Genomic DNA, 21,633 nt, shown 5'->3' with positions numbered 1-21,633 from the left:
ATACTTTCACAATAAGTGCAGGTTAAATTTCTAACTCCCTCCCCAAGGAAGGAAATTAGAAATCTAACTTACCGCTTCTTGCGTTCGTTTGTAACGAGCGCGTAACTTGGGTTAGCGTTTATAACGCGACTGGCGATGCAATCGCCAAACCATATTAAGCTCTCGTTACAAACGAGAGCAAGTTGCAGAAAGATAAAAACCGTGTCGTTGCACGGAAGCACAGCCGCTCTGTATAGTATGCGATTGCCGCGTCGCCCCAGTGCTCATTCCCGTTTCGCTCTTCAATGACATATTTTCAGCCCCCTCTTAATCAACCCGCTCCTGCAAAGCTGCCTCCCAGCCTATGATCGCATTTTTGCGGGTACTTCCCCAATGGTACTGTCCTATCTCGCCGGTTGATTTAATCACACGGTGACATGGGATCAGGAATGCTACCGGATTGCTGCCAACCGCTGTTCCTACCGCCCGGTAAGCGTTTTCGCTGCCTGCTTTTTTGGCGAGCGTGGCATAGGTTGTTAATCCCCCGGCAGGTACTTTTAATAATGTTTCCCATACCTTGATCTGAAAATCGGTTCCTTTTAAATGCAGTTTGATCTCATCCAGGTGGTTCCAGTCCTGTGTAAAAATAAACAAGGCATTCTGCTGGATCCTATCTACCAGTTGGTTATATACCGCATTAGGGAAACTCATTTTCAGTTGTTCCAGAGCGTGTTCTTCATTGCCATCAACAAAAGCCATGTGGCAAATGCCTTTAGCAGTTGATGCAACTATCGCCTCACCAAAGGGTGTATCGGCAAACGAATAATTGATATTTAGCAAGGCACCTCCATTTCGGTATTCGCCGGGCGTCATACCTTCCACCTTAATGAACAGGTCATGTAACCTGCCTCCTCCCGAAAGACCGGTTTCCAATGCGGTATTAAAAACATTAGCGTCCTGCTGTTTCAATATTTCTTTGGCATGCTCTATACTTAAATATTGCAAAAATTGTTTAGGCGTTACTCCTGCCCAATCCTTAAACATTCGCTGAAAATGAAACGGACTTAAATTAACATGATCTGCTACTTCTTCCAGTTTGGGCTGAGCCTTAAAATTCTCCCTGAAAAATCCTATCGCATCAGCTATGCGGGTATAATCTATTTCTTGCTGGGTTTTCATGATGTTTTATTAATTCAATAAATCAATTGTGTTTTTATTGTTTTATAACACAAAATTACCGACCCAAACAGCCCTCAACAACCCGATTCTTGCTGAGTTTTCAGTCGGTATGCTCATCAATTATATTCTTCAACACCATCGCATTATTTAGTTTAAGCTCTTTTGACGAAAACACCAGCGTCACAGTTTTATGTTCCCGGATATAATTAATCAATTCATCCAGCACCTTTGTCCCATCAATTTCGGCATGGTACTTTTGATTAAAAGCCTCAAACTTTTCAGGATCGTGATCATACCATTTCCTTAACTCGCTGGATGGCGCTATCTCTTTAAACCACTTATCAATTTGGGCATCTTCCTTTTTTATTCCGCGGGGCCAAAGGCGGTCTACCAAAATCCTTACACCATCTTCTTTGGCGTAAGTTTCATAAACCCGTTTAACTTTTATATCCATGGTATAAACTCCTTATAATTTATGGCAGACTGATCGAAAACGAACTCCGCAAGAAACGGATTGGCTGCCGGCTCTTCCTACTATAGCCTTGATAAGGCTCAAAATAACAAAAATGATACAGGAACAACACCTAAAAACCGGATTAAAAATCTTAATTGATATCGGCTATTATACCGGTGGCGAGTTTACGATCATCAAACAGATCCCACATGCAAATGTACTCACACCAGGTATTGGCCATATAGTTTTTAATTACCAATAACTTTAAATTGGCCATGGGAAGTAAAGGCTATTAATTGCACCGGGCTAAGCCATCTGTGCTCGAAGCATCGGCAGGTTTAATGACCAGCGCTCTTTCAAAAAACTGCTTCGCCTCTGCCTTTTTGCCGGCCATAAGCATTGACCAGGCCAGCATATGATTACCATCGTAATCAAAGGGATAAAGTGTTATCACTGTACGGAAAAGCTTAATGGCAGGTTCATATTGCTTACGGTTATAATAAATTACACCGCCCCAATAATTGGCCTGGGTATTTTGCGGATCTATTTTCAGGATAGCAAGGTATTGTTCCAGTACTTTATCCCAGCTTTGCAAAAACGAAAGGGGTTTCACATAGCCAAATTTTGCCTCAACGGAGTTTGGCTTTAGGACAATTGCTTTTTGATAATATGTTTGCGACGCTGTATAGTTTTTAATGAGGTAATTAAGCCATCCCAGCCTGATAGTTATTTCATAATTATTTTCCGAATAGTATGGATATATATCGGCAATGGCTGCAACGTAGTTTTTATTTAATTCGTTAGTATAACTGTTATGAAAGGCCTTTTGAAGCACCGCGTTTGTTTGTGCCTGCAGTTGTGCCGCAAATACAAGTAAAAATAGTCCTGTAAACGTCCTCTTTAAAATTTCCATGTAATACCTAACGTAACAGAGTTTTGTTTATAGTTAACAGCGCGGTAAACGTCTGTTTTGTTTTCATAAAAGTAATTTAAATTCAGTAAGACCTGTCTGCCTAACTGGTAAAAAACGTTTTCGCCGCATTTAAATTTTGTAGGGTCAATGGCATTATATACATAAAGCCCGTCGGCATCCAGGTAATCGTCCTGGTTACCAAAGGTGGCACTCGTTTCCAGCCATATTTTACTCATTACTTTAAACCCTACCAATTGATTGTAAATAAATGAATTAGTTCCGCTTAAACTGAGTACCGAAGCCTTGCTCATCGTGTACAAATTCAGGTTTCCCAGGGGATAAAAATCCAGTTTAACATCATACTGTTTTAGCGTTTTGTCAATCAGTTTTCCAAAATTAACATCTCCCTGCAAATCAATGTAACGGGTGTCATATTTTATTCCTAATAAACCCAGGTTACTTTGATGGATATTGCTTCGGTAACTGGTATGCAGATAATGATATGCTCCTAAAACACTCATATTTTTAGCCAGTGAATACTTTGCTTTGGCGTAATATTCGGTTTGTTTGTCGGTTTTGCCTACCTGGTTCTTATAATCAATAAAGCCCGACCGGAAAATATTTTGTTTAAAGAATATAAACGATTGGTCAAGTTGTAAGCGCCAGGATAATCGCAGCCCGATACCGGCACGTTCAAAAAAACCGTTATCGCGCTCATCATTGGCAGGTAGTTTTATGCCGCTTTCCAAAACTGCATCTGTTACGCCCAGGGAGGATAGTTTAATACCCTGCAGGGTTTCCCTATCTACATATGATGCATTGTAGAACGCCGCGCTGTTATTGTTGATATAAGTATTGCAGTAGTAATTGTACAAACGCGCTGTAACATTATGAGGTTCGGTACTCAACACCCGGTTAAACTGGCTAATAGCTGCTTTGTAATTACCTGTAAGCATATAAGCATACCCTACTTTAAACCTTAAGGCGGGTGATTCGGCACTATCAATAACTGATTTATTTACAAAAGTGATGAGTTGTTTCCAGTTGCCGGCATTGTATAGTTGATTGGCAGTACTATCTGGTGTAGCAACGTTGCTATCTTGCCCATAGGTTACAACAGCCGCTAATAAAAGAACAAAAACGATAGTTAATTTTCTGTACTCCATTGTGCTTTAATATGCTGGCCGTTTATATTTATGACAAAGCCCTGCAGGTTGCCATGATCAACAAAAACTGTTGCTTCGCTAAGTGGATTTTTCTTACCGGCAATTTCCTGGTATTGTGTAGAAACTATATTTAATCCTGTTTTTTTTGCCTGGATACTGCTTTGGTATTTTACACTGATAAACCTGTAAAAAGGGGCTGCAAAATCCTGCAGCCAAAGCATTATTTTACTGTTTGTGAGCGGCAATGGCAATTCATCGCAGGCTTGGATGTACCCGGCATCATTAAAAATAACTTTATAGGCCGCCAGGTAAAAATAATAGAGCAATGAAGTCCTGTCGCCATAAAAACTGGTAAAGTAAAACATCGGGCCGTTGTTAACGAAATAAGCTACGGCTCCTGTTGTTTTACTGTAAATGAACAATTGGTTTAATGTGTCTTTAAAAACCTCCCAATCTTCCGTTATCCCATTTTCTGTAATCAATTTAGCTACAAACCCCGGTTGCAGGTCGAAAGCTTTTTTAAGTGATGTGTCGATCTCAAAATTGCATACCACATCATTTTCATCAGGAATAGCATAGCTTTCAAGGCTATTTTGATTGCCTTTTTTGTTAAAGTAGTACGCAAACGGATAGCGTAGTGTTTTGGAGCCTATATAAGGCGTTGCCTGCAACTGAAAATGTAAATGCGGCTCAGGTGACCGGCCCGAATTGCCGCAAAAGCCCAGCAGGTCTCCTTGTTTTACGCTATCGCCGGGCTTAACTTTTATGGAGTTTTTTTTCAGGTGAGAGAGCTTTGAATAAAGTCTTTCGGCATGGCGGATAACAACGGTATTCCCCCAGTTCTCTTTTAGGTTTTCATCACCAATATCATTATCTTCCACATGGTTTACAATGTGTTCTACAATACCATCGGCACAGGCCAACACAGGTTTGTTAAAACAATAAAAGTGCTCAGGAAGCGTGCCCGGATACTGAAACGTTTTCTGCTCATCATCGGTGATCACAAAATCAAGCGCCTGGCCCCATTCGCCTTTGTGGGTAATATTGCCGTTGTAGCCCTGTGAAACTGTCCAATAGCCCATAAAAGGTAAACCGAGCCTCATGTATTTCAGATCATTTAACCTGTTTTGCAGGTTTAAAACATGGTAAAGGTTTTTCTCGGGCGAGTAATGCTGTGCTGTAGTTAACTGCAACCCGGGCTGATTACCTGTTAGCATTAAAAAATAAAGCAGGCCAATATTGAGTATGCAAAACGGCAGCGAAAAAACAGGTAGCGCATGGACGCTTGCAAGGGCGGTGAGCGCGTTGATAATTATAAAACCAAGAGGGATGCAAAATACAGCCAATAGGTAAGAGCGTACCGAAGGAATAGTAAAAAAACTTCCGATAGCCATTGAAGCCATCATTAAATTGGCACCCAAATGGTAATAGCTGATCCCTTCAGGGTAGGTATGCGTGATACTATTGAAGCCGCAGGCAGCTAAAAAACTAATTACCAGTAAACTAAACGCAATGCGCGAATGAATCAATATCCCTATTGTGATAAGCATCCCGGCAATAATATGGTCCTGAAATAATATAGCACTTAACGACCGAAAAAACAAGCTTAATAGCTTAGGCAGCGTGGCTGCAAAGTACCCCTCGGCCCCGGCTAGGTTACCCGGTCCGGTGTAGATTTCCTGGAGCAGAGAACTACTTTTTTGCATTAACCCGGTGTTAAAAATACTGTTTGATGCAAGTAATACTAACCAGAATGTAATTACAAATGGCAGCGAAAGCATAGGCAACCCTATTTTGCCTAACCGCTGCGATATGATGACGGTTGTAATCACAACCATGCAACAGGCAACTAAAAGCCAGCATATAAACATCAGGTTAAGTTGAAAAAACGCACCAAATGCTATCCCCAATAACAAACTGTTAAAGCTGTAGATACCAGTCCGGCAATCTTCGGCTTTGAGTTTTAATGATTTTGTTATCAGCAGCGATATCACAACACAACACAGCCCTGCAAACCCCGATACCGGATTAAAGAAGGAAACCAGCAACAAAATGCCGCCCAATATCCGGTTTTGCGAAAAAAACAGTACCGAATAGGAATTGAGGACCGGCTTTATAAATGCTGCAATTTGCTTCACCTACTGTTGTTGTTTAAATGATCGGGTATTAACTCCGGTTCGGCAGTGTACTCCATTGTTTCATTTTGGCGAATGAGGTGCGTGCGCAGCTTTTCATCGATAAGCACAACTGCTGGTCGTAAAGTAATGAACTGCATCCATTGGGTCATGTTGTAGGCACCAACTTTGTGAACCACCACATGATCACCGGGATTTAGCGGCGGCAGATTGATACTTTCCCTGATCACGTCTATGTTCATACAAAGCGGGCCATAAATCGCCATGTTTTCGTTATTGGCCATAAAATCCTGCGCCGGGCTTATCTGATGCTCGTACCAAAAAGATGTGAACAGGATATTTACGCCAAAATCAACAATGGCAGCACTTTTACCATTGGCCAACCGTTTATTTGCTATAACGGTACCCAGCAGGTATCCTGCGTCGTCTATCAGTACACGGCCACTCTCCAATATCAGCAATGGCAAATCATCATTAGCAAACCCGAAATTGAGGAGCGCCGAGGTAATCACTTCGGCAAAATCATCAACCGTTGGTACGGTATCATTCCCCGGCAAGTATGCTCCTTTTAATGTATTGGTTGATGGGAAACCTCCGCCCATGTCAAGATACTCGATTTTATGGTTTAACTGAGTTTGACAGCTTACTGCAAGTTGGGCCAATTTATTGGCGGCAATTTCATACGCATCGGTTGAAAGCATGTAGGTACCGATATGACAGTGCAGCCCTGCCAAATGCAAGCTTCCCGAAGCCGCAATCTTTGTAATTGCCAACCACGCTTCACCATTTTCATAGTTAAAGCCAAAGCGGTCCCAAAGGGGGTAAACGCCGGTGTCCATATTTACCCGGATAGCCACACGTGGTTTGTTGGCTAAATTTTTACTTAGTACAAGCAACAGGTTAAGCTCATCGAAATGATCAATATGGATCAACGAATCATGCTCAATAGCCAACTGTAGATCAGCTTTTGATTTGCCCGGACCATTAAAAATGATCTTATTGCCGGGGACACCATTGCCCAGCGCTTTACGGTATTCAAAGCCCGACACAACTTCGGCCCAGCTGCCTTCCTGGTGAAAGATCTGGCAAACAGCATTGAGGTAATTGGTTTTATAGCTCCAGGCAAATTGCACCTTTGGGTAGCGCGTACTGAATGCACGATATGCCGCCCGGTAGTTTTTTCGAATTTGTTTTTCTGACAGCACAAATACCGGTGAGCCATAACTTTCAATTAAACTTTTAACCGAAACACCATCAATGCTTTTTACGGGCTGCACACCGGTGCGGCTACCAAATTTGTTCATGGCACCTGCATGTAATTTTTTTATGTATGGTTTTTGGTATGGCAGCTTTTCCATTGCTATAAATTATAATTCGCCCAAGGCCGAGATTTTTTGAAAATCGGCTATATCGGCAATATGGTCCCATGAATACCTGACAAATAACTTGCCGGCCTGGTAATCGGTATAAGGTTCAACAACTTCGCCCATAGCCATTTTAGCCAGGGCAGCAGGCTGGTTTTGACCTGCAGCGGCAGTTAAATAAATCCATGCCGGAAAACGCGGATTAATTTCTAATATGTATAAATGCCCTTCGGCGGTGCTCATGATCTCCATTTCGTAACCGCCTTTCCAATTGGTAGCAAGTGTAAAGTTACCGGCCAGCTGGGTAAGCTTGTCATCTTTAATGGTAACACCAGCCCAGGCCTTGCCTTTATCGGTAATATAAAGCTTACGCATGGCTACTATACTGATATTATGACCTTTACCATCGCCCAGGGCTGCTATATTTATCTCGGTGCCTTTAATATATTGTTGTGCAATTACAGGCACGCCCCATGTTGCGTTAAGCTGATGAAAAGCTTTTAATGCCTGGTCCATGGTATAAACCACATAAGCTTCATAAAATTTCCCTTTAATCACCATAGGAAAATTAAACTCGGCTGCAGCTTTTTGCAGGTCTTCGGCGGTGTAAAGCTTATGGTCTGCAGGTATATAAAAGCCATGCTTTGTGCCCAAACCCGTCAGGTGTATTTTATCCCTTAAAGCAAGTTGCTGGTGTGTGGGGAGATAGGTTGCAATACCCATTTGCTGTAACTGCGGAGCTATTTTTATAAAATTAAATAGTTCAGAATCAAAGTTTGGTATGATAAGATCAAGGTTTTCATGCTGATTGATATACGCCAAACGTTCAATCAGGGCTGCCGCCCCCTCGGTTGGATAAGGTAACTGGTAGCTTTTATTTACCTGATCGCGCAGATAGATCCCCGGCTCTAATGATTCATATGATAGCCCTACTATGCGCAAGCTTTCTCCAAAATACGCTTTTAAAGAACGGATAACCGCCATGCCCGGGCCTGGGTTATCATTGGCATTAAGCCCTGTAACGGCAATACATAAGTTATTGTACTTGTTTGCCATTCTTCTTAGTTTTCGAGCAAATTTGCCTCTTTTAGCTGCTGCAACCAATCGTCCCAATCCCTGTTCAGCTGGTTTTCGCTTACTTCAAACCTGTTAAGAATGTCCTGTTTAATCTCAGTTTCGGTTTTACCGCTTTTCATGGCCGCAAGCAATTGTGCCGCCATGTCATTGCCGGAAAACGAATCGCCGGTGGCAGGGTTAAATATAAACCCGTTATCGCTGGTGGCAATATTGCTCTTGAGTTTCATTTATATTGCAAGTTTGTTTAAAGTAATAAAAGCTAAACTTAGCAGGTTTATATGAGTTTACAAAACCGGTTTCAGGAAGCCATCAGGTATTCAATTCTTGATGCAAGTACCTCCATATCCAGGGGTTTTACAAACAGGGCATCGCATTTATAAGAGTCGGCTTGTGATCTTTTTGTTTTAAAGGCAGTCACAATGATGATAGGCACATTACGCAGCAGGTCATCATCTTTAAAATCACGGCACACCAGTTCACAATCTGTATCAAGCAGCAAATAATCCAGAATGATCAGGTCGGGGTTAATCACCTTAGCCTTATCATATATAGCATTAGGATCATAGGTTAAATGCACATCAAAATCACCGTAATACATAATGTCATCAATTACTGATAACATCCTGCTGTTTTTATCGAGCACTAAAATGGTTTTCTTGTTACCTGCTTTTTTCATTGCTGTAAGGATTAGCATCAATTATTAATATAAAGTTGATGCTATTTGCGGGGCAATAAAATAATGTGTCGTTAAATACCTTTAATGTGCCGATGAATTGATTATTTGTGCCAGTCTTTGATAAAATCGGTATAATTTGTGCCCACAGGCAGTTCAATTTCAGTTAGCTTGATTTTGCGGTTATGGATTGACCTGATCTGGTTACGCGCCACCACAAAACTGCGATGGATGCGGATAAACTTTGAAGCGGGTAGCTTTTCAATTGCACTTTTTAACGGCATAAGTGTAAGTACTGGTTTGGCTACACCCAGCATATGGATTTTAATATAATCCTGCATGCTTTCAATGTACTCGATATCGTTAATGTTGATTTTGATGAGCCTGTATTCGGAATGTACATAAAGAAAATCATCCTGGCTTGAAGTATCGGCATGTTTGTACTGATGATAGCCAATGGCCTTTTGCACCGCCGCACCAAAACGAAGATTATTGATAGGCTTTAGCAGATAATCAACCGCTTCCAACTCGTAGCCTTCATATGCATAGTTTTTGTAGGCAGTAGTGAAAATTACCATTGGTTTATATGCAAGCGATTTTACCAGATCAATACCGGTAATATCGGGCATGTTAATGTCTATGAACAGCACATCTACGTTGTTCCGTTTCAGATATTCGCCGCCGGATATGGCATCCTCAAAAGTGTTTACCATAGTTAACGCAGGGTACCCGGCTACGTATCTCTCAATTATTTGAAGGGCCAGCGGCTCATCATCAATAGCTACACATTTCAATTGCATAATAAATAGTTTTAAGCGTTAATTTCCAGTTCGACAATAAAATTACCATCGACTGCGCTAATGTCCAGCCGGTGTTTATTGGGATAAATATGCTGCAGGCGCTGGCGATTATTAGCTATACCGATGCCTTTTCGCTCTGTTTCAGATCGTTTTTCGAAAATTGTGTTCCTGCAGATAAACAGCATTTGGTTACCGCTTACCCGCAGACAAATATTAATAACAGATGGCTGATGCTTGCTTACTCCGTATTTGAAAACATTTTCAATAAAAGTCATCAGCACCAGGGGAGGGATTTTTTGATAATTGATTTCGCCCGAAACCTCAAAATCAAGTTTCGTTTTTTTGCCCAGCCGCAAGCGCTGCAGGTCAATATAGTCGTTAATGCAGTCAATTTCGTTCCGTAGTAAAACAAAGTCTTCAGTTACCTCGTCGGTTACATAACGCATAATGTTGGAGAGCTTCATAATGCTTTCGGAGGTATGTTCACTATTGGTAACCGATAATGCATAAATGTTATTCAGCGTATTGAACAGGAAGTGAGGATTGATCTGTGCTTTCAGGAATGATAGCTCGGCGTGCGCCTTTTCGGCCTCGGCACGGGTAACCATCTGCTCGGCAAACTGCCATTTTTGAACAGTTGCAATAGCAATGCTTAAGCCCATTACAATGATGAAAATAAACAAGCCCACCATATCGATATTGCCCGACTGGTGAATGAAAATGACTTGATTAGCAGCTTTAAGACCTGGGTCCTGCATCCGCAGGTCTTCATGCGGCAGCGGGCCAAATGGCATATTTTGCTGGCCTGTTGCCAGGGTATCTATACCGGCGGGCGTAATCTGAGGCCCTATAGCAGCCGTTGCGGGTTTGTTTCCTTTGATATTGTGAAGCAGCAGGTTATCAAAAGGCTGTAAAAAGTAAACACAGCCCGAAAGCATTAAAACAATAAATCCATACCATGTATATCTTTTACGGAACACAAACTTAGGTACCAGGTACCAGGCGTTCAGATAAAACATAAATATGTAAGTGAGGCAAAACAGCCAATAATAAGGTGAAAACAGTATAGCAAATGAAGCCGCACCGCTTTGCTGCGTACGGTTCATGAACAAAAGCGGAAACCCTAAAAACACGAGCCAGCCGGCAGCATGAATAAAAAAAGTGGTTGCTTTTGAGCGGATCATTTAAAATAAGATTCTTTTTACTTATCAATGCCGGAGCAGCCGGGCGGCAAACATTAATAGCTGGTTTTTAGTATTTAAAAAAAGCACCTGTACATTGCGCACAGGTGCTTCATCTTTATGAAAAAAACCTATAACTCAGTGTCCCTGCTCCTGAATTATAAATCAAAAGTGATGATGAACGGGGATTTTAACAATCATGTGTCGGTGAATTGGGAAATTGTATGGATGAACCGGATGAGGGATGTTTATCTTTAGATCAGGTACGGGCAAAATAAGAAGCTTCCTTGCACTCGCTGCTTGGAAGCTCTAACCTAAACCTTATCACTGATCAAATTATTATTTGATGGTATAAAGTTAGCTTCAGGACAGGAAAATGAAATTTTGTACCGACGAATGGGGGAATTGAATGGATGGAAGCGGATGTAAAAGCCCTGGCGCTTATTTTAAAGCAGATAAATCACTGACAATTAAAGATAATTCCATCGCCTGTTGCGGGGTAACAAGCCCGGTAGCGCCAATTAGCAAAGACCTGTTTACCATCTTCTTAGTTTGATATCTTTAATAGTATCTCAAAAACCGGGAGTTATCGAATTCAATGCCTTACGTTTGTTGCTGTTGGCAATAAACTTCAAGTGCCCATTTGCGGTACATACCCGGCAAGGAACATATTAACAATTGACCGGGGCGTTAATACCTGAACAATATCCACATGAGGCATTGCAGTTTCCTTTTTATACCCGGCAGGGCTCCATAGATATAACCGATCATCTTTGAGCAAATGTGGATGCCCATTGTAAACTACAAAGACACCGTTAGGCAGGCTCCTTAGCTTTTCTTCATAAATAACTTTTGATTTATCAGCAGCTATACGTTCGGTTTGCAAGATCTCATCTATTTGGGATACCGGCGTTTTCATATCGAAACCATATTGCGGGTTCCCTTTTAGCCAAAACTCTTTAAACCGCTGATGATCTTTGAAGCGGCATTGAAAACAGGGACGGTGCCCGGCCGAAAAAGCAGTGGCTTCATCAAAGAAAAATAATTCCGTCCAGCGGTTGGGCTGCATAATTTCACGATGACGGCCCCTGAACTCCAAAACACAGGTTATCCATGCTTTAATTTTAAAGGCACGTACAATTTCCTTGTCGTCATTATGAATTACGCCGCGGTTACCAAGCCAGGTGCCGCGCTCCGGCGTTTTAATGAGCTGTCCAAATGGATCTACGCGGTTTTGAAGCATCTTTTTGGTAATGATAAGGGTTAAAGTTACATCAATCTGTTTAAGAAAGTGCAGATATCGTATCCACTAAACAGTAAAATACGGTAGTGCCAAAAAAACGTAAGCCATGTTTAATAAAAAACATGGCTTACTAATTATAACATGCGTAAAACAAAGCCCAAATATGCTGCGGCCAAGTGTTAAGAAATGTTAAGTATCGATAGACCGGTTATTATTACCGATAAATAATTCCATCTGTTAGTTTCTTGTTATCAGTTTAAAATTGCTGAATTTAACGTACGAACGATGCGGGCCATAGGTACTGTGATAAAGGCCGATCTGCAAATCACCAACGTTTAAGTCAGGTCTTGACACCGGGCTTCCGGGCAGGTCTGCCCAATGGATGCCGTCGCTACTGCTCCTGATGTAAAACACGTCGGCAGATTTTTGGATCTGTAAGTAGCGGTTATAATTCCAGCCCGTTTGAGTGTTGGTTTGCATGCGGTCGCCGGTTTTATAATTGGTGAGCATGTTACCGCAGTTCCAGGCAGGGAAAATACTGTTCTGGATCAGGTTCTCGCTGCCTTCAGTGCCGGGTTGTTTGGCTTTCCGTACCATCAGGCCCATATCACTGTTACCGGCTACCTTCTTTTCTTTAAGGCCGCTTACTTCAGCAACTTCTACTTCGGCCACAAAATCGCCCGAAACATTGCTGTACAAAAATGGGCCGTAAGGCAGAATCCCATCCCAATTTGAGCCTTTTGACTCCAGTGTGAGCATATTATCCCCACTAAGTACTTTATACGCCTGTTTATCCGGGCTGCTAATTATTCCATCCCATATAGTGCCTGCGGTACCGTCACCGGCAAAGTCTCTGTTAACCGTAAACTGATCTTTAACGACATGAAACAATGCTGATGATGTACTCACAGGCAACGCTTTAGCTTTTAAGCTTACGTTACCGTAATTATCTTTTACCTTAAATGAGTAAGTATAATTTTTATCGGCCGTAAGCCCATAACTGATATAATGCGGATTAGCCTGCCAGCCGCTCGATTTACTGCTGTCTGCCTCGTTAATAAAATCATACTGAAGATTTGACTTTACCGAAGCATAACCAGGTGCCTTCATTTCAACCATACCCGGTGTTACAGCCGTGGGAATGGTTTTGAAAACAAACGAACCTGGTACAGGTGGATGATAGTTTTGTTTCCAACCAAGGCTTAGCTGTTTAATTTCTGCCGAGGATAAACCATGTTTAAAGAACACAAGATTAGCTATTGCACCATTAAAACCATCGCCCAAAAAGAGCTTACCTGTGAGCTTATCTGTATTTGATGTTGTTGAAATTAAAGCACCATCTACATATAATTTAGCTGCATTGCCGCTAACAGTTTTTATCACGTAATGCCATTGGCCCGCACTCAAATATTTACCCGCATTGATGAAAGACTCTTTTAACAATTGAGATCGCAGGATCGCGGCGTTTTGCGCTGATGCACTTAGGTAAACACTTAATGCTACGCTGTAACCTTCTTTACCATTGACAGCAATATCATTATTAAACATAAGCGGGCTTTTGCCATCAAAGTTAACGGCTATTTTACCTGCAATATCCATTACTTCTGCGCCTTGTCCATCAGCAGGCTGAAAAGCTCCGCCTGCATCGCCGTTGTTAGTCCATTTTTGAAGCGGGCCATAGTTAAGTTTTGCCGCATCGAGGTAAACAGCGATATCAGATTTTGCGGGATGTAAAGCCCATTGTTTTATTACACTATCAGCCAATGGCCTGTCGTAAATTTTGAGGGAGGAGATAGCACCCGAAAAATATGCCGAACGGTTTGTTTTAGCGCCGACAATGAACTTATCTGCCGGTTGCAAAAACAGCATCTTATTTTCGGTATTGTTGATCTCGCCATCAACAAATAGTTTTTCAAACGAGCCGTCGAAAGTAACAACCACCTGGTGCCATTTCCCGGCAGTTGGCATTGTTTTGTATTGGAAATCGGAAACACCGAAGTGTTGTACCGCACCTGCAGTGCGGTTACTGCCGAAACCAAAAGTAGCACTGCGATGATCCGATTCGCCATTCGTCCAGCTTAATACTGGATCCTCATCTTTGATCTGATCAGCATAAACTACATATGATACCGTATAGCTGTTATTACCTGCAAGCGACCGGGGCACAGCAACTGATGATTCAAGCGCTTGTGTGCCGTTGAATACCAATGCCTTTTTGCCGGCGATGATATCAACAACCGGAGATTTACCTGTTGCTGTAAAATTGCCGCCCAATGCGCCGTTATTATTCCATTTGGTTACAGCTTCGCCAGCCTGGAAATTAGCGGCATCCAGGTTTACTAATAAGCCATCTTTACCGTCTGGGATAGTTTTCGAGGCTTTTGGTGAAATAGTTTTAGATAATTCTTCTTTGCTTGCATCAGCGGCAGTTCCTGTTACAACCTGTTCGCCATAAACTTTTACATTCCAAATTGCCTTATACAAACCGGGATATTCCGTCCCTGTTATGGTTAACCGGATGAACCGCGCTTTAGTATTCCCGGAATCTACCATCGGCGAGCCGTGCTGTTGATTTTCTCTCCTGTCAGAAAACACCTGCCAGCTTTTTCCATCTACCGATGATTCTATCAGGTATTGGTAATACCAGGTGGCATATTCAAACTGGGTTAATACTTGTTGTACTGTTTTCACAGCTCCCAAATCAATGGTAAGCCATGCGGGTTTAGCGCCATTATCGGCAGGTTTCCAAAGTGTGCCATTATTGTTATCAACCGCAAAGGATGGTTTATAGCTTTCATTGTAGAAAGAAGATGCGGTAACTTTTTTCTGATAGGCCTCATCAGGGGCATTAATACTGTTCTTCCCTAAGAAGCCAACGCCAAGGTGTGTCGGGACGATCTTTTCGATATTGCCATCGGCATCAAATATGATCTTATCCGCGCAAACCTGCCGGTGATAGCCCCCGTTGGAGTGCGGGTTGTTGTGCCGGTGATATACCATGTAAAAATCATCCCCAACCTGCACTACCGACTCATGACCCGGTCCGTGGATCGTTCCATCACTATTAGTACTCAACACCGGGTTGTTTTTACCAAACTCAAATGGCCCCATTGGCCCGGTTTTGCTGATGGCATATTGCACCCTGTAGGTGGAGTCTTCGCAAAGGCCAGATGAGTAGGTGAAATAATAGATGCCTTTCCGTTTAAACATGAAAGGTGCTTCAAAAAAATCTTTGGCGATGGTATTGGGGATCTTTGCCGTTTTGACGAATGTGTGCATATCGGGGTTTAGCAAACCTACACCACAACCATGATCGGGGTAGATGCCCCAGGTACCCCAAAACATATAGATCTTACCGTCGTCATCTTTAAACGTTTGCCCATCCAGCGTGATCACCCCGGGAATAAAATAATTGGGGATCATGGATTTGCCGTCGGGCAGCAAGGGAGTCCATGGCCCGGTAGGGCTTGTGGACGACGCTCCATAAATATCAACCGGCTGGCAATAGTACATGTAATACTTGCCGTCGTTACCGTTAATGACATCGGGAGCCCAGTAGTAATTGGAGGTTGGCCAGTTCATGTCATGCATGGTCCAGTTTACAAAATCCTTAGATGTCCAAACCTGCGAAGGGCCATGTCCGCCGCCATTACCATCGGTAGTTGCGTAAATGTAATAGGTATCCCCAAACTTGCGCACAGTTGGGTCGGCAAAGTAGCCAGGAATGATGGGGTTGCCATTTCCCGGAGCTGTGGCCGACTGTTGCTGGGAATAACCCGTTAAAGCGGTTATACATAAACTCCAGGAAATAAATACTATCAGCCGAAACCTCCCCCTCATATCTATAAAACAATTTTAATTATGCGCCAATTCATCTGTATTCCTTGCAGGCGGCTCGGCGTTAAGCAGGTGCTTTACAAAAAAGTCGCGTTTCTTTTTACGTCCGTATGGCCCGCCATCGCTATGGCCCATGCCCGGAACCACCAGCAGATCAAACATTTTATTGTTTTTGATCAGCGCATCCGCAAAACGAAAAGTTGATTCGGGCGGCACGTTGTTATCGGCCTCACCTACAATCAGCATCAGGTCGCCCTGTAATTTGCCTGCATTGGTAATGTTTGATTGCTGCTCATAATGCGGTCCAACCGGATAGCCCATCCATTGCTCATTCCACCATTGTTTATCTATCCGGTTATCATGACAACCGCAGGCAGATACCGCGGCTTTATAAAACTCAGGGTGGAACAGCAATGCCCCTGCCGAATTTTGCCCGCCGGCCGATGTTCCGTAAACGCCTATCCTGCTGATATCAACCTGCGGATACTTGGCGGCAAGTGCCTGCATCCACAAAATACGATCTGCAAAACCGGCATCGGCAAGGTTATGCCAACATACGTCATGAAAGGCCTTTGAGCGGTTGGCTGTACCCATCCCATCCATCTGCACCACAATAAAACCCAGCTGGGCTATACTTTGCATCTCGTTAACAACCGAAAAGCTTTTGGGCACAAATGAATCCTGCGGACCGGCATAAATATTTTCAATTACAGGGTAGCTCTTATTAGGATCCATATTGGCCGGGCGGTAAACCACACCCCAGATATCCGTTTTGCCATCCCTCGCTTTAGCGACAAATACCTCAGGCAGTTTTACGCCTGTAGCTAAAAGACCTGTCAAATCGGTGTGTTCCAGTTCCATTACCGTTTTCAGGTCGGCAGTGTTTTTAAGCAGCACTTTAGGAGCGATGTTTACTTCGGAATAAGTATCGATGTAGTATTTCCTGTCGGGCGAGAAGGTTACGCTGTGGTTGCCTTTTTCGGGCGTAAGATCGGTAAGGTTTTTACCATCGAAACCGATCCGGTAGTAGTGCATAAAATAAGGGTCCTCACCTTCATTTTTACCGCTTCCTTTAAACCAGATCTGTCTTTTTTTAACATCAACGCTGTCAACATCACGTACCACCCAATCGCCTTTGGTTACCAGTTTTTCTTTACCGGTTAGCTCATCAACAAGGTAAATATGACGCCATCCGTCTTTTTCGGTTACCCAAACTATCTCGTGTGTTTTAGCGCTGTAATAAGTATAAATTCTTTGCTCGTAAATGAAAGTATTTGTTTTTTCATCAATGATATTACGGGTTTTACCGTTGGTAATATCTACTTCAATAACCCTGAAACGCTGATGCCCGCGATCTGCCTTTTCATAAGTAAAGTAACGGCTGTTACCATCGCGCCAGTGCAACCGCGGAGCACCAAAAAAATCAATCTTTTCAGCATCTGTTTTTACAGCGCTTTTATCAGTAATGTTAAATATGTATTGCTGGTAAGAGGTAAATTCGTCGCCCGGCTGATCATATTCATGCGATTTAAGCACAGCGCGAGTAGTACCCGGTACCGAGCTCAGCAGGTAATAAACCTCTTTTGTTTTTTTGGGATCGATGCGGTAACCCACCAGGTGCTTACTATCCGGCGACCAGGTAAGCTCACCGTAAGGCTTATCTAAATTGCCATCCGTAGTTAATTTGATCTCGGTTGAACCTTTAAGCGATTTAACAATAATATTACCGCCTTTTACAAAAGCCGTCCATTGTTTATCAGGTGAAACAGAATCGGCAGTTATGCCTTCCCAGCGGTAATGGTGTACCTGCAAAGGTTTATCATTATCATAACTTTGGTGTACCGTATCGGTAGTTTTACTGCATTGAAGCGTGGCCAGATCACACTTAAGCCAGGTATTGTTTGTTTTAAAAGTAGCCTGCTTTTTATCGGCACTAAAAAACATATCTTCAATCCGGAAGCCGCCATCTTTTACGGGTTTACCTGTTGCTTTGCTTACCTCAGCAGTTAGCTGTCCGCTTTCAAACAACGTTTTCTTAGTCCCTTTTTCGGGTTCAACAACAATGTACGCTGTTTGATTATTGGCAATTCTTTTACTGTACCAGAATTGGTTACTGCCGGTCTGCCAGTTAGGCCGCACGTTGGTAACGTAGGCGACCTTTTTTAATGCTGAATCAAGCGCATCCGCTGCTTTATAGTTTTGCAGCACTTCCGCATGAGTGGGATAATAAGGAGTAGCTTTTTGTTGTGCATCGGCTGATTTGCCCGCGGCTGCTAAAAAAACAGTTAACAGTAAATATTGGTGATACCTTGCCATAAGTTATAGTGTTGCGTAAAAGTACCCAACATTGGCCAAATGATGTTTCCATAAATTAACACATCATAGCAGGCATTTAGCAAAATCGGCCCGCATCTTTGCAGATGCGGGCCGATTTGTTTCGTTATTAAATGATGGAAAAATCGCTTTTAATCAGGAGACTCCTATGGAGTCAAATACAAATTTTATTATTCTGCTATAAACATGATACTCCTACGGAGTTTTTAATGTTTGCTCTTAATAAAACTCCGTAGGAGTATCATGTTTATAGCCCGATTAAACTGCATAAAAAGGCTCCAGCGGAGCCTCCTATGAATTATTAAACTATCCTCTTAACGCCTCAATTTCCTGGCGGGTTTTAGGCAGGTATTTACCCAATAGCTGGCTGCCGGTATCGGTTATTAAAAAGTTATCCTCAATACGGATGCCGCCGAAATCACGGTAAGTGTTCAGCACATCGTAATTAATAAACTCAGTGAATTTCTTTTCAGCCTGCCAGCGGTCTATCAGCTCAGGGATGATATAGATACCTGGCTCTACGGTAAGCACATAACCTGCCTCCAGCTCACGGCCCAGCCTTAATGATTTTAGGCCGAAAACAGTTTCCTTCTTCAGCGTATCGGTATAACCAACGTATTGTTCGCCCAGGTCTTCCATGTCATGGGTGTCCATGCCCAGCATGTGGCCTAAGCCGCATTGAAAAAACATGGCATGAGCGCCGGCAGCAACAGCCTCGGCGGGGTCCCCTTTCATCAGGTTTACCTGTTTAAGGCCCTCGGCCAGTTTTTGACAGGCTTGGATGTGCACATCTTTATAGCGGACGCCCGGCTTAAGCATACCGATGGCATGATCCATCGAATTTAACACCACATCATACAACTCCCTTTGACGGGTGCTGAACTGCTTGCCTACGGGGAAAGTACGGGTCAGATCACCGCCATAGTGCATCGCGTTTTCTGCGCCGATATCGCTCAAAACCATATCGCCCTCTTCCAAAACATTCCCGTAATAATGCGTATGCAAAGTTTGGCCATGTTTGGTGATGATAGCTGGATAACCTAAACGTGAATCGTTGGCGATAGCTACCTCATGGGCTTTGGCAACCAGCTCATATTCCCTGATACCGGGGCGGGCATATTTCATAACTGCCAGCTCCATATCAACGCTAATGGATACAGCCTTTTCTATTTCGGCAACCTCCAGCGGGGTTTTGATCACTCTTTGAGCTATTACAGCTTTTACCAACTGTAACGAAACGCGACCGGCAACATCTTCCAGACTGGTGTTTAACCAATCGGCCAGCTTGATCTTGTTTTCGGGGCGATAAGGCGGCAGGATATGAACCGGTCGGCTACCGGTAATTGCTTTATGAATGTAATGCTTAATCTCGGCATAAGGCCTGGTTTGTGTAACGCCAACCAGTGCAGCCATTTCGCCAACCGAGGGAAGTGTACCTGTCCAAATGATATCATCAATGGTAAGATCATTCCCGAAGATCACTTCTTCGCCTGTATCCGTATCAATAATGGCAGCCAAACCGGCTACATCAAGTCCGAAGTAATATAGAAAGCTGCTATCCTGCCTGAACAGGTAGGTATTATCTTTATAGTTCATGCTGCTCTCTTCGTTCCCTAACAAAACGATGATGCCATTGCTGCCCATGCTTTGCTTTAAAACATTGCGGCGCTGTACGTAAACCTGCTGATCAAAAAGTTGAAGTTTCATAACACAAAATTAAACATGCCGGCAACTTAAGGCTGCCGGCATGTGCAAGTATAATTGAAATTTGATTATCTGTTGACGTTTAACGCCGTACTATTTCTTCCATTCGCCGTCAAACAAGCGCCAGATCTTTGTTGGGTTAGCCTGTTGTAAAGCCAGCGGCAACAATGCATCCGGGCAGTTTTGAAAGCAAACCGGGCGTACCCACCTTTTAGCTGCGTTGATACCTACAGCGGTAAAACGGCTATCGGTAGTGGCCGGGAACGGACCTCCATGCACCATACTTGCGCAAACCTCAACACCTGTTGGTACGCCATTAAACAACACCCTACCAGCTATCGAAGGCAATAATTGTAACAGGTTTGAATGCCCTGCAAAATCTTCATCGGTACCCATAACAGTAGTAGTCAATTGACCCGATACGGATTTTAATACTTTAATCAGTTCCTTTTCATCTTCACAGCTCACCATTAATGAGTATGGGCCGAACACCTCTTCGTGTAACAAATGGTTTTCAAGGAAAGTTTCGGCACTTACCAGTGCTATAGTTGGCTGCGCTTCAATATCAACAGCTTCTGTTGCTGATTTTACTACGCTCGTTACGCCGTCCTGCTCCAAAGCGGCATGGCTCTTTTTCTCGTAAGCCGAATGGATACCGGCATGCAGCATTTTAGCCGGTTTAACACCCGCAATGCCATTCCCCAACTGGGTGAAAAAGTTATGCAAGCCCTCGCCTTTAATAGCCAGCATTAAGCCGGGATTGGTACAAAACTGGCCAACGCCTAAAGTAATGGAGCCTGTATATTGTGCAGCCAGGTCGGCAGCGTTTTTGTTTAAGGTATCCGGTAAAAATATAACCGGGTTAATACTCCCCATTTCCGAAAATACAGGGATAGGCTTTTTCCGTTTCGATGAGTAATCTAACAGAGCTAAACCACCAACCGTCGAACCAGTGAAGCCGACAGCAGCTGTATGATCTGCCTGTACCAAGGCTTTGCCACTTTCAAACGAAGTACCGTGTACATGTTGAAAAACATGCTCGGGCATGTTGCAGCTAACTATCGCTTTTTTGATAGCCTGGTAAACCAATTCTGAAGTTTCGGCGTGGGCAGGGTGTGCCTTTACGACAACCGAGCAACCTGCGCCCAAAGCACTGGCCGTATCACCACCCGCTGTTGAATATGCAAACGGGAAATTACTTGCACCAAAAACAACTACCGGCCCCAGGGGAACAAGCATTTTACGGAGATCCGGACGTGGCAGTGGCGTTCTGTTTGGCAGTTCGGTATCAATGCTGGCTTCAACCCAGCTTCCTTCGCGCAGCATGCCTGCAAACATGCGCAGCTGACCGGTTGTACGGCCGCGCTCGCCTGTTAAGCGGGGTAAAGGAAGGTTAGTTTCTTCAGCTGCTTTTTGCAGCAGGGCATCGCCCAACGCTTCTATTTCATCAGCAATAGCTTCTAAAAACAGGGCTTTTTCTTCGGCACTTGTTTTTTGATAAGCCTCAAACGCACTTTGCGATTGCTGCATGATGATATTTATTTCTTCGACACTTGCTTCTTTAAAGTTAGCCATAGCAGATATTTTAATAAAA

General features: G+C 43.2%; 18 protein-coding genes. 1 reads left to right on the top strand and 17 read right to left on the bottom strand.

Annotated features, from left to right (window positions below; all coding sequences use genetic code 11):
- Window positions 1–306 precede the first annotated feature (306 nt).
- The 12 genes from MTO98_RS09120 to MTO98_RS09070 all read right to left on the bottom strand — a co-directional run bounded on the left by MTO98_RS09120 (window position 307) and on the right by MTO98_RS09070 (window position 10,924).
- Window positions 307–1,158 carry a methylated-DNA--[protein]-cysteine S-methyltransferase gene (locus tag MTO98_RS09120; RefSeq protein WP_243486343.1) on the bottom strand — a complete coding sequence of 284 codons (852 nt, stop codon included), beginning with the start codon at window positions 1,156–1,158 and terminating at the stop codon, window positions 307–309.
- Between the two features lie 100 nt (window positions 1,159–1,258).
- Window positions 1,259–1,612 (bottom strand): DUF488 domain-containing protein, encoded by a 354-nt coding sequence (locus MTO98_RS09115; protein WP_243486342.1) that lies wholly within the window; start codon window positions 1,610–1,612, stop codon window positions 1,259–1,261.
- Between the two features lie 151 nt (window positions 1,613–1,763).
- On the bottom strand, window positions 1,764–1,889 hold the full coding sequence (locus tag MTO98_RS34250) for a hypothetical protein (RefSeq protein ID WP_256464369.1): 126 nt from the start codon (window positions 1,887–1,889) through the stop codon (window positions 1,764–1,766).
- 15 nt (window positions 1,890–1,904) lie between these two features.
- Complete coding sequence (locus tag MTO98_RS09110) at window positions 1,905–2,525, bottom strand: tetratricopeptide repeat protein (protein ID WP_243486341.1); 621 nt, start codon at window positions 2,523–2,525, stop codon at window positions 1,905–1,907.
- On the bottom strand, window positions 2,513–3,691 hold the full coding sequence (locus MTO98_RS09105; RefSeq protein WP_243486340.1) for a M48 family metallopeptidase: 1,179 nt from the start codon (window positions 3,689–3,691) through the stop codon (window positions 2,513–2,515). The genes MTO98_RS09110 and MTO98_RS09105 overlap by 13 nt, the downstream gene beginning before the upstream one ends.
- Entirely contained in the window at window positions 3,673–5,829 is a 2,157-nt protein-coding gene (locus MTO98_RS09100) for an urea transporter (protein WP_243486339.1), read from the bottom strand. Before MTO98_RS09100 ends, MTO98_RS09105 begins: the two co-directional genes overlap by 19 nt.
- Window positions 5,826–7,184, bottom strand: a complete 1,359-nt coding sequence (locus MTO98_RS09095; protein WP_243486338.1) for a hypothetical protein — start codon at window positions 7,182–7,184, stop codon at window positions 5,826–5,828. The genes MTO98_RS09100 and MTO98_RS09095 overlap by 4 nt, the downstream gene beginning before the upstream one ends.
- Window positions 7,185–7,193: 9 nt before the next feature.
- Entirely contained in the window at window positions 7,194–8,246 is a 1,053-nt protein-coding gene (locus tag MTO98_RS09090; RefSeq protein WP_243486337.1) for an ATP-grasp domain-containing protein, read from the bottom strand.
- Between the two features lie 5 nt (window positions 8,247–8,251).
- Window positions 8,252–8,494 carry a PqqD family protein gene (locus MTO98_RS09085; RefSeq protein ID WP_243486336.1) on the bottom strand — a complete coding sequence of 81 codons (243 nt, stop codon included), beginning with the start codon at window positions 8,492–8,494 and terminating at the stop codon, window positions 8,252–8,254.
- Between the two features lie 71 nt (window positions 8,495–8,565).
- Window positions 8,566–8,943: a response regulator gene (locus tag MTO98_RS09080; protein WP_243486335.1), complete on the bottom strand. Its 378-nt coding sequence runs from the start codon at window positions 8,941–8,943 to the stop codon at window positions 8,566–8,568.
- A 101-nt stretch (window positions 8,944–9,044) separates the two neighbouring features.
- Window positions 9,045–9,740, bottom strand: a complete 696-nt coding sequence (locus tag MTO98_RS09075) for a LytTR family DNA-binding domain-containing protein (protein WP_243486334.1) — start codon at window positions 9,738–9,740, stop codon at window positions 9,045–9,047.
- An 11-nt stretch (window positions 9,741–9,751) separates the two neighbouring features.
- Entirely contained in the window at window positions 9,752–10,924 is a 1,173-nt protein-coding gene (locus MTO98_RS09070) for a sensor histidine kinase (RefSeq protein ID WP_243486333.1), read from the bottom strand.
- A 117-nt stretch (window positions 10,925–11,041) separates the two neighbouring features.
- Here MTO98_RS09070 and MTO98_RS09065 point away from each other — a divergent pair, with 117 nt between their 5' ends.
- On the top strand, window positions 11,042–11,179 hold the full coding sequence (locus MTO98_RS09065) for a hypothetical protein (protein WP_243486332.1): 138 nt from the start codon (window positions 11,042–11,044) through the stop codon (window positions 11,177–11,179).
- A 373-nt stretch (window positions 11,180–11,552) separates the two neighbouring features.
- Here MTO98_RS09065 and MTO98_RS09060 read toward each other — a convergent pair whose 3' ends face one another.
- The 5 genes from MTO98_RS09060 to MTO98_RS09040 form a co-directional block, all read right to left on the bottom strand.
- Window positions 11,553–12,164: a hypothetical protein gene (locus MTO98_RS09060; protein WP_243486331.1), complete on the bottom strand. Its 612-nt coding sequence runs from the start codon at window positions 12,162–12,164 to the stop codon at window positions 11,553–11,555.
- A gap of 237 nt (window positions 12,165–12,401) precedes the next feature.
- On the bottom strand, window positions 12,402–16,004 hold the full coding sequence (locus MTO98_RS09055; RefSeq protein WP_243486330.1) for a family 43 glycosylhydrolase: 3,603 nt from the start codon (window positions 16,002–16,004) through the stop codon (window positions 12,402–12,404).
- Between the two features lie 15 nt (window positions 16,005–16,019).
- A complete protein-coding gene (locus tag MTO98_RS09050; RefSeq protein WP_243486329.1) occupies window positions 16,020–18,317 on the bottom strand; it encodes a S9 family peptidase in 2,298 nt (765 codons plus the stop codon).
- A gap of 324 nt (window positions 18,318–18,641) precedes the next feature.
- Window positions 18,642–20,042 carry an aminopeptidase P family protein gene (locus MTO98_RS09045; protein WP_243486328.1) on the bottom strand — a complete coding sequence of 467 codons (1,401 nt, stop codon included), beginning with the start codon at window positions 20,040–20,042 and terminating at the stop codon, window positions 18,642–18,644.
- A 90-nt stretch (window positions 20,043–20,132) separates the two neighbouring features.
- Complete coding sequence (locus tag MTO98_RS09040) at window positions 20,133–21,614, bottom strand: aldehyde dehydrogenase (NADP(+)) (RefSeq protein WP_243486327.1); 1,482 nt, start codon at window positions 21,612–21,614, stop codon at window positions 20,133–20,135.
- Window positions 21,615–21,633 lie beyond the last annotated feature (19 nt).

It is taken from the genome of Mucilaginibacter sp. SMC90 (genome assembly GCF_022811725.1).
GTDB lineage: Bacteria > Bacteroidota > Bacteroidia > Sphingobacteriales > Sphingobacteriaceae > Mucilaginibacter.
The sequence above is the reverse complement of the archived record's forward strand: the minus strand, read 5'-3'. Positions and strand labels throughout refer to the sequence as shown.

Bases quoted from the DNA above. Each gene is read 5' to 3' on its own strand.
- MTO98_RS09070 (WP_243486333.1), bottom strand. From the start codon at position 10,924: ATGATCCGCTCAAAAGCAACCACTTTTTTTATTCATGCTGCCGGCTGG.
- MTO98_RS09045 (WP_243486328.1), bottom strand. From the start codon at position 20,042: ATGAAACTTCAACTTTTTGATCAGCAGGTTTACGTACAGCGCCGCAAT.
- MTO98_RS09090 (WP_243486337.1), bottom strand. From the start codon at position 8,246: ATGGCAAACAAGTACAATAACTTATGTATTGCCGTTACAGGGCTTAAT.
- MTO98_RS09065 (WP_243486332.1), top strand. From the start codon at position 11,042: ATGAAAAAAACCTATAACTCAGTGTCCCTGCTCCTGAATTATAAATCA.
- MTO98_RS09055 (WP_243486330.1), bottom strand. From the start codon at position 16,004: ATGAGGGGGAGGTTTCGGCTGATAGTATTTATTTCCTGGAGTTTATGT.
- MTO98_RS09075 (WP_243486334.1), bottom strand. From the start codon at position 9,740: ATGCAATTGAAATGTGTAGCTATTGATGATGAGCCGCTGGCCCTTCAA.
- MTO98_RS09110 (WP_243486341.1), bottom strand. From the start codon at position 2,525: ATGGAAATTTTAAAGAGGACGTTTACAGGACTATTTTTACTTGTATTT.
- MTO98_RS09085 (WP_243486336.1), bottom strand. From the start codon at position 8,494: ATGAAACTCAAGAGCAATATTGCCACCAGCGATAACGGGTTTATATTT.
- MTO98_RS09115 (WP_243486342.1), bottom strand. From the start codon at position 1,612: ATGGATATAAAAGTTAAACGGGTTTATGAAACTTACGCCAAAGAAGAT.
- MTO98_RS09060 (WP_243486331.1), bottom strand. From the start codon at position 12,164: ATGCTTCAAAACCGCGTAGATCCATTTGGACAGCTCATTAAAACGCCG.
- MTO98_RS09080 (WP_243486335.1), bottom strand. From the start codon at position 8,943: ATGAAAAAAGCAGGTAACAAGAAAACCATTTTAGTGCTCGATAAAAAC.
- MTO98_RS09120 (WP_243486343.1), bottom strand. From the start codon at position 1,158: ATGAAAACCCAGCAAGAAATAGATTATACCCGCATAGCTGATGCGATA.
- MTO98_RS09040 (WP_243486327.1), bottom strand. From the start codon at position 21,614: ATGGCTAACTTTAAAGAAGCAAGTGTCGAAGAAATAAATATCATCATG.
- MTO98_RS09105 (WP_243486340.1), bottom strand. From the start codon at position 3,691: ATGGAGTACAGAAAATTAACTATCGTTTTTGTTCTTTTATTAGCGGCT.
- MTO98_RS09050 (WP_243486329.1), bottom strand. From the start codon at position 18,317: ATGGCAAGGTATCACCAATATTTACTGTTAACTGTTTTTTTAGCAGCC.
- MTO98_RS34250 (WP_256464369.1), bottom strand. From the start codon at position 1,889: ATGGCCAATTTAAAGTTATTGGTAATTAAAAACTATATGGCCAATACC.
- MTO98_RS09095 (WP_243486338.1), bottom strand. From the start codon at position 7,184: ATGGAAAAGCTGCCATACCAAAAACCATACATAAAAAAATTACATGCA.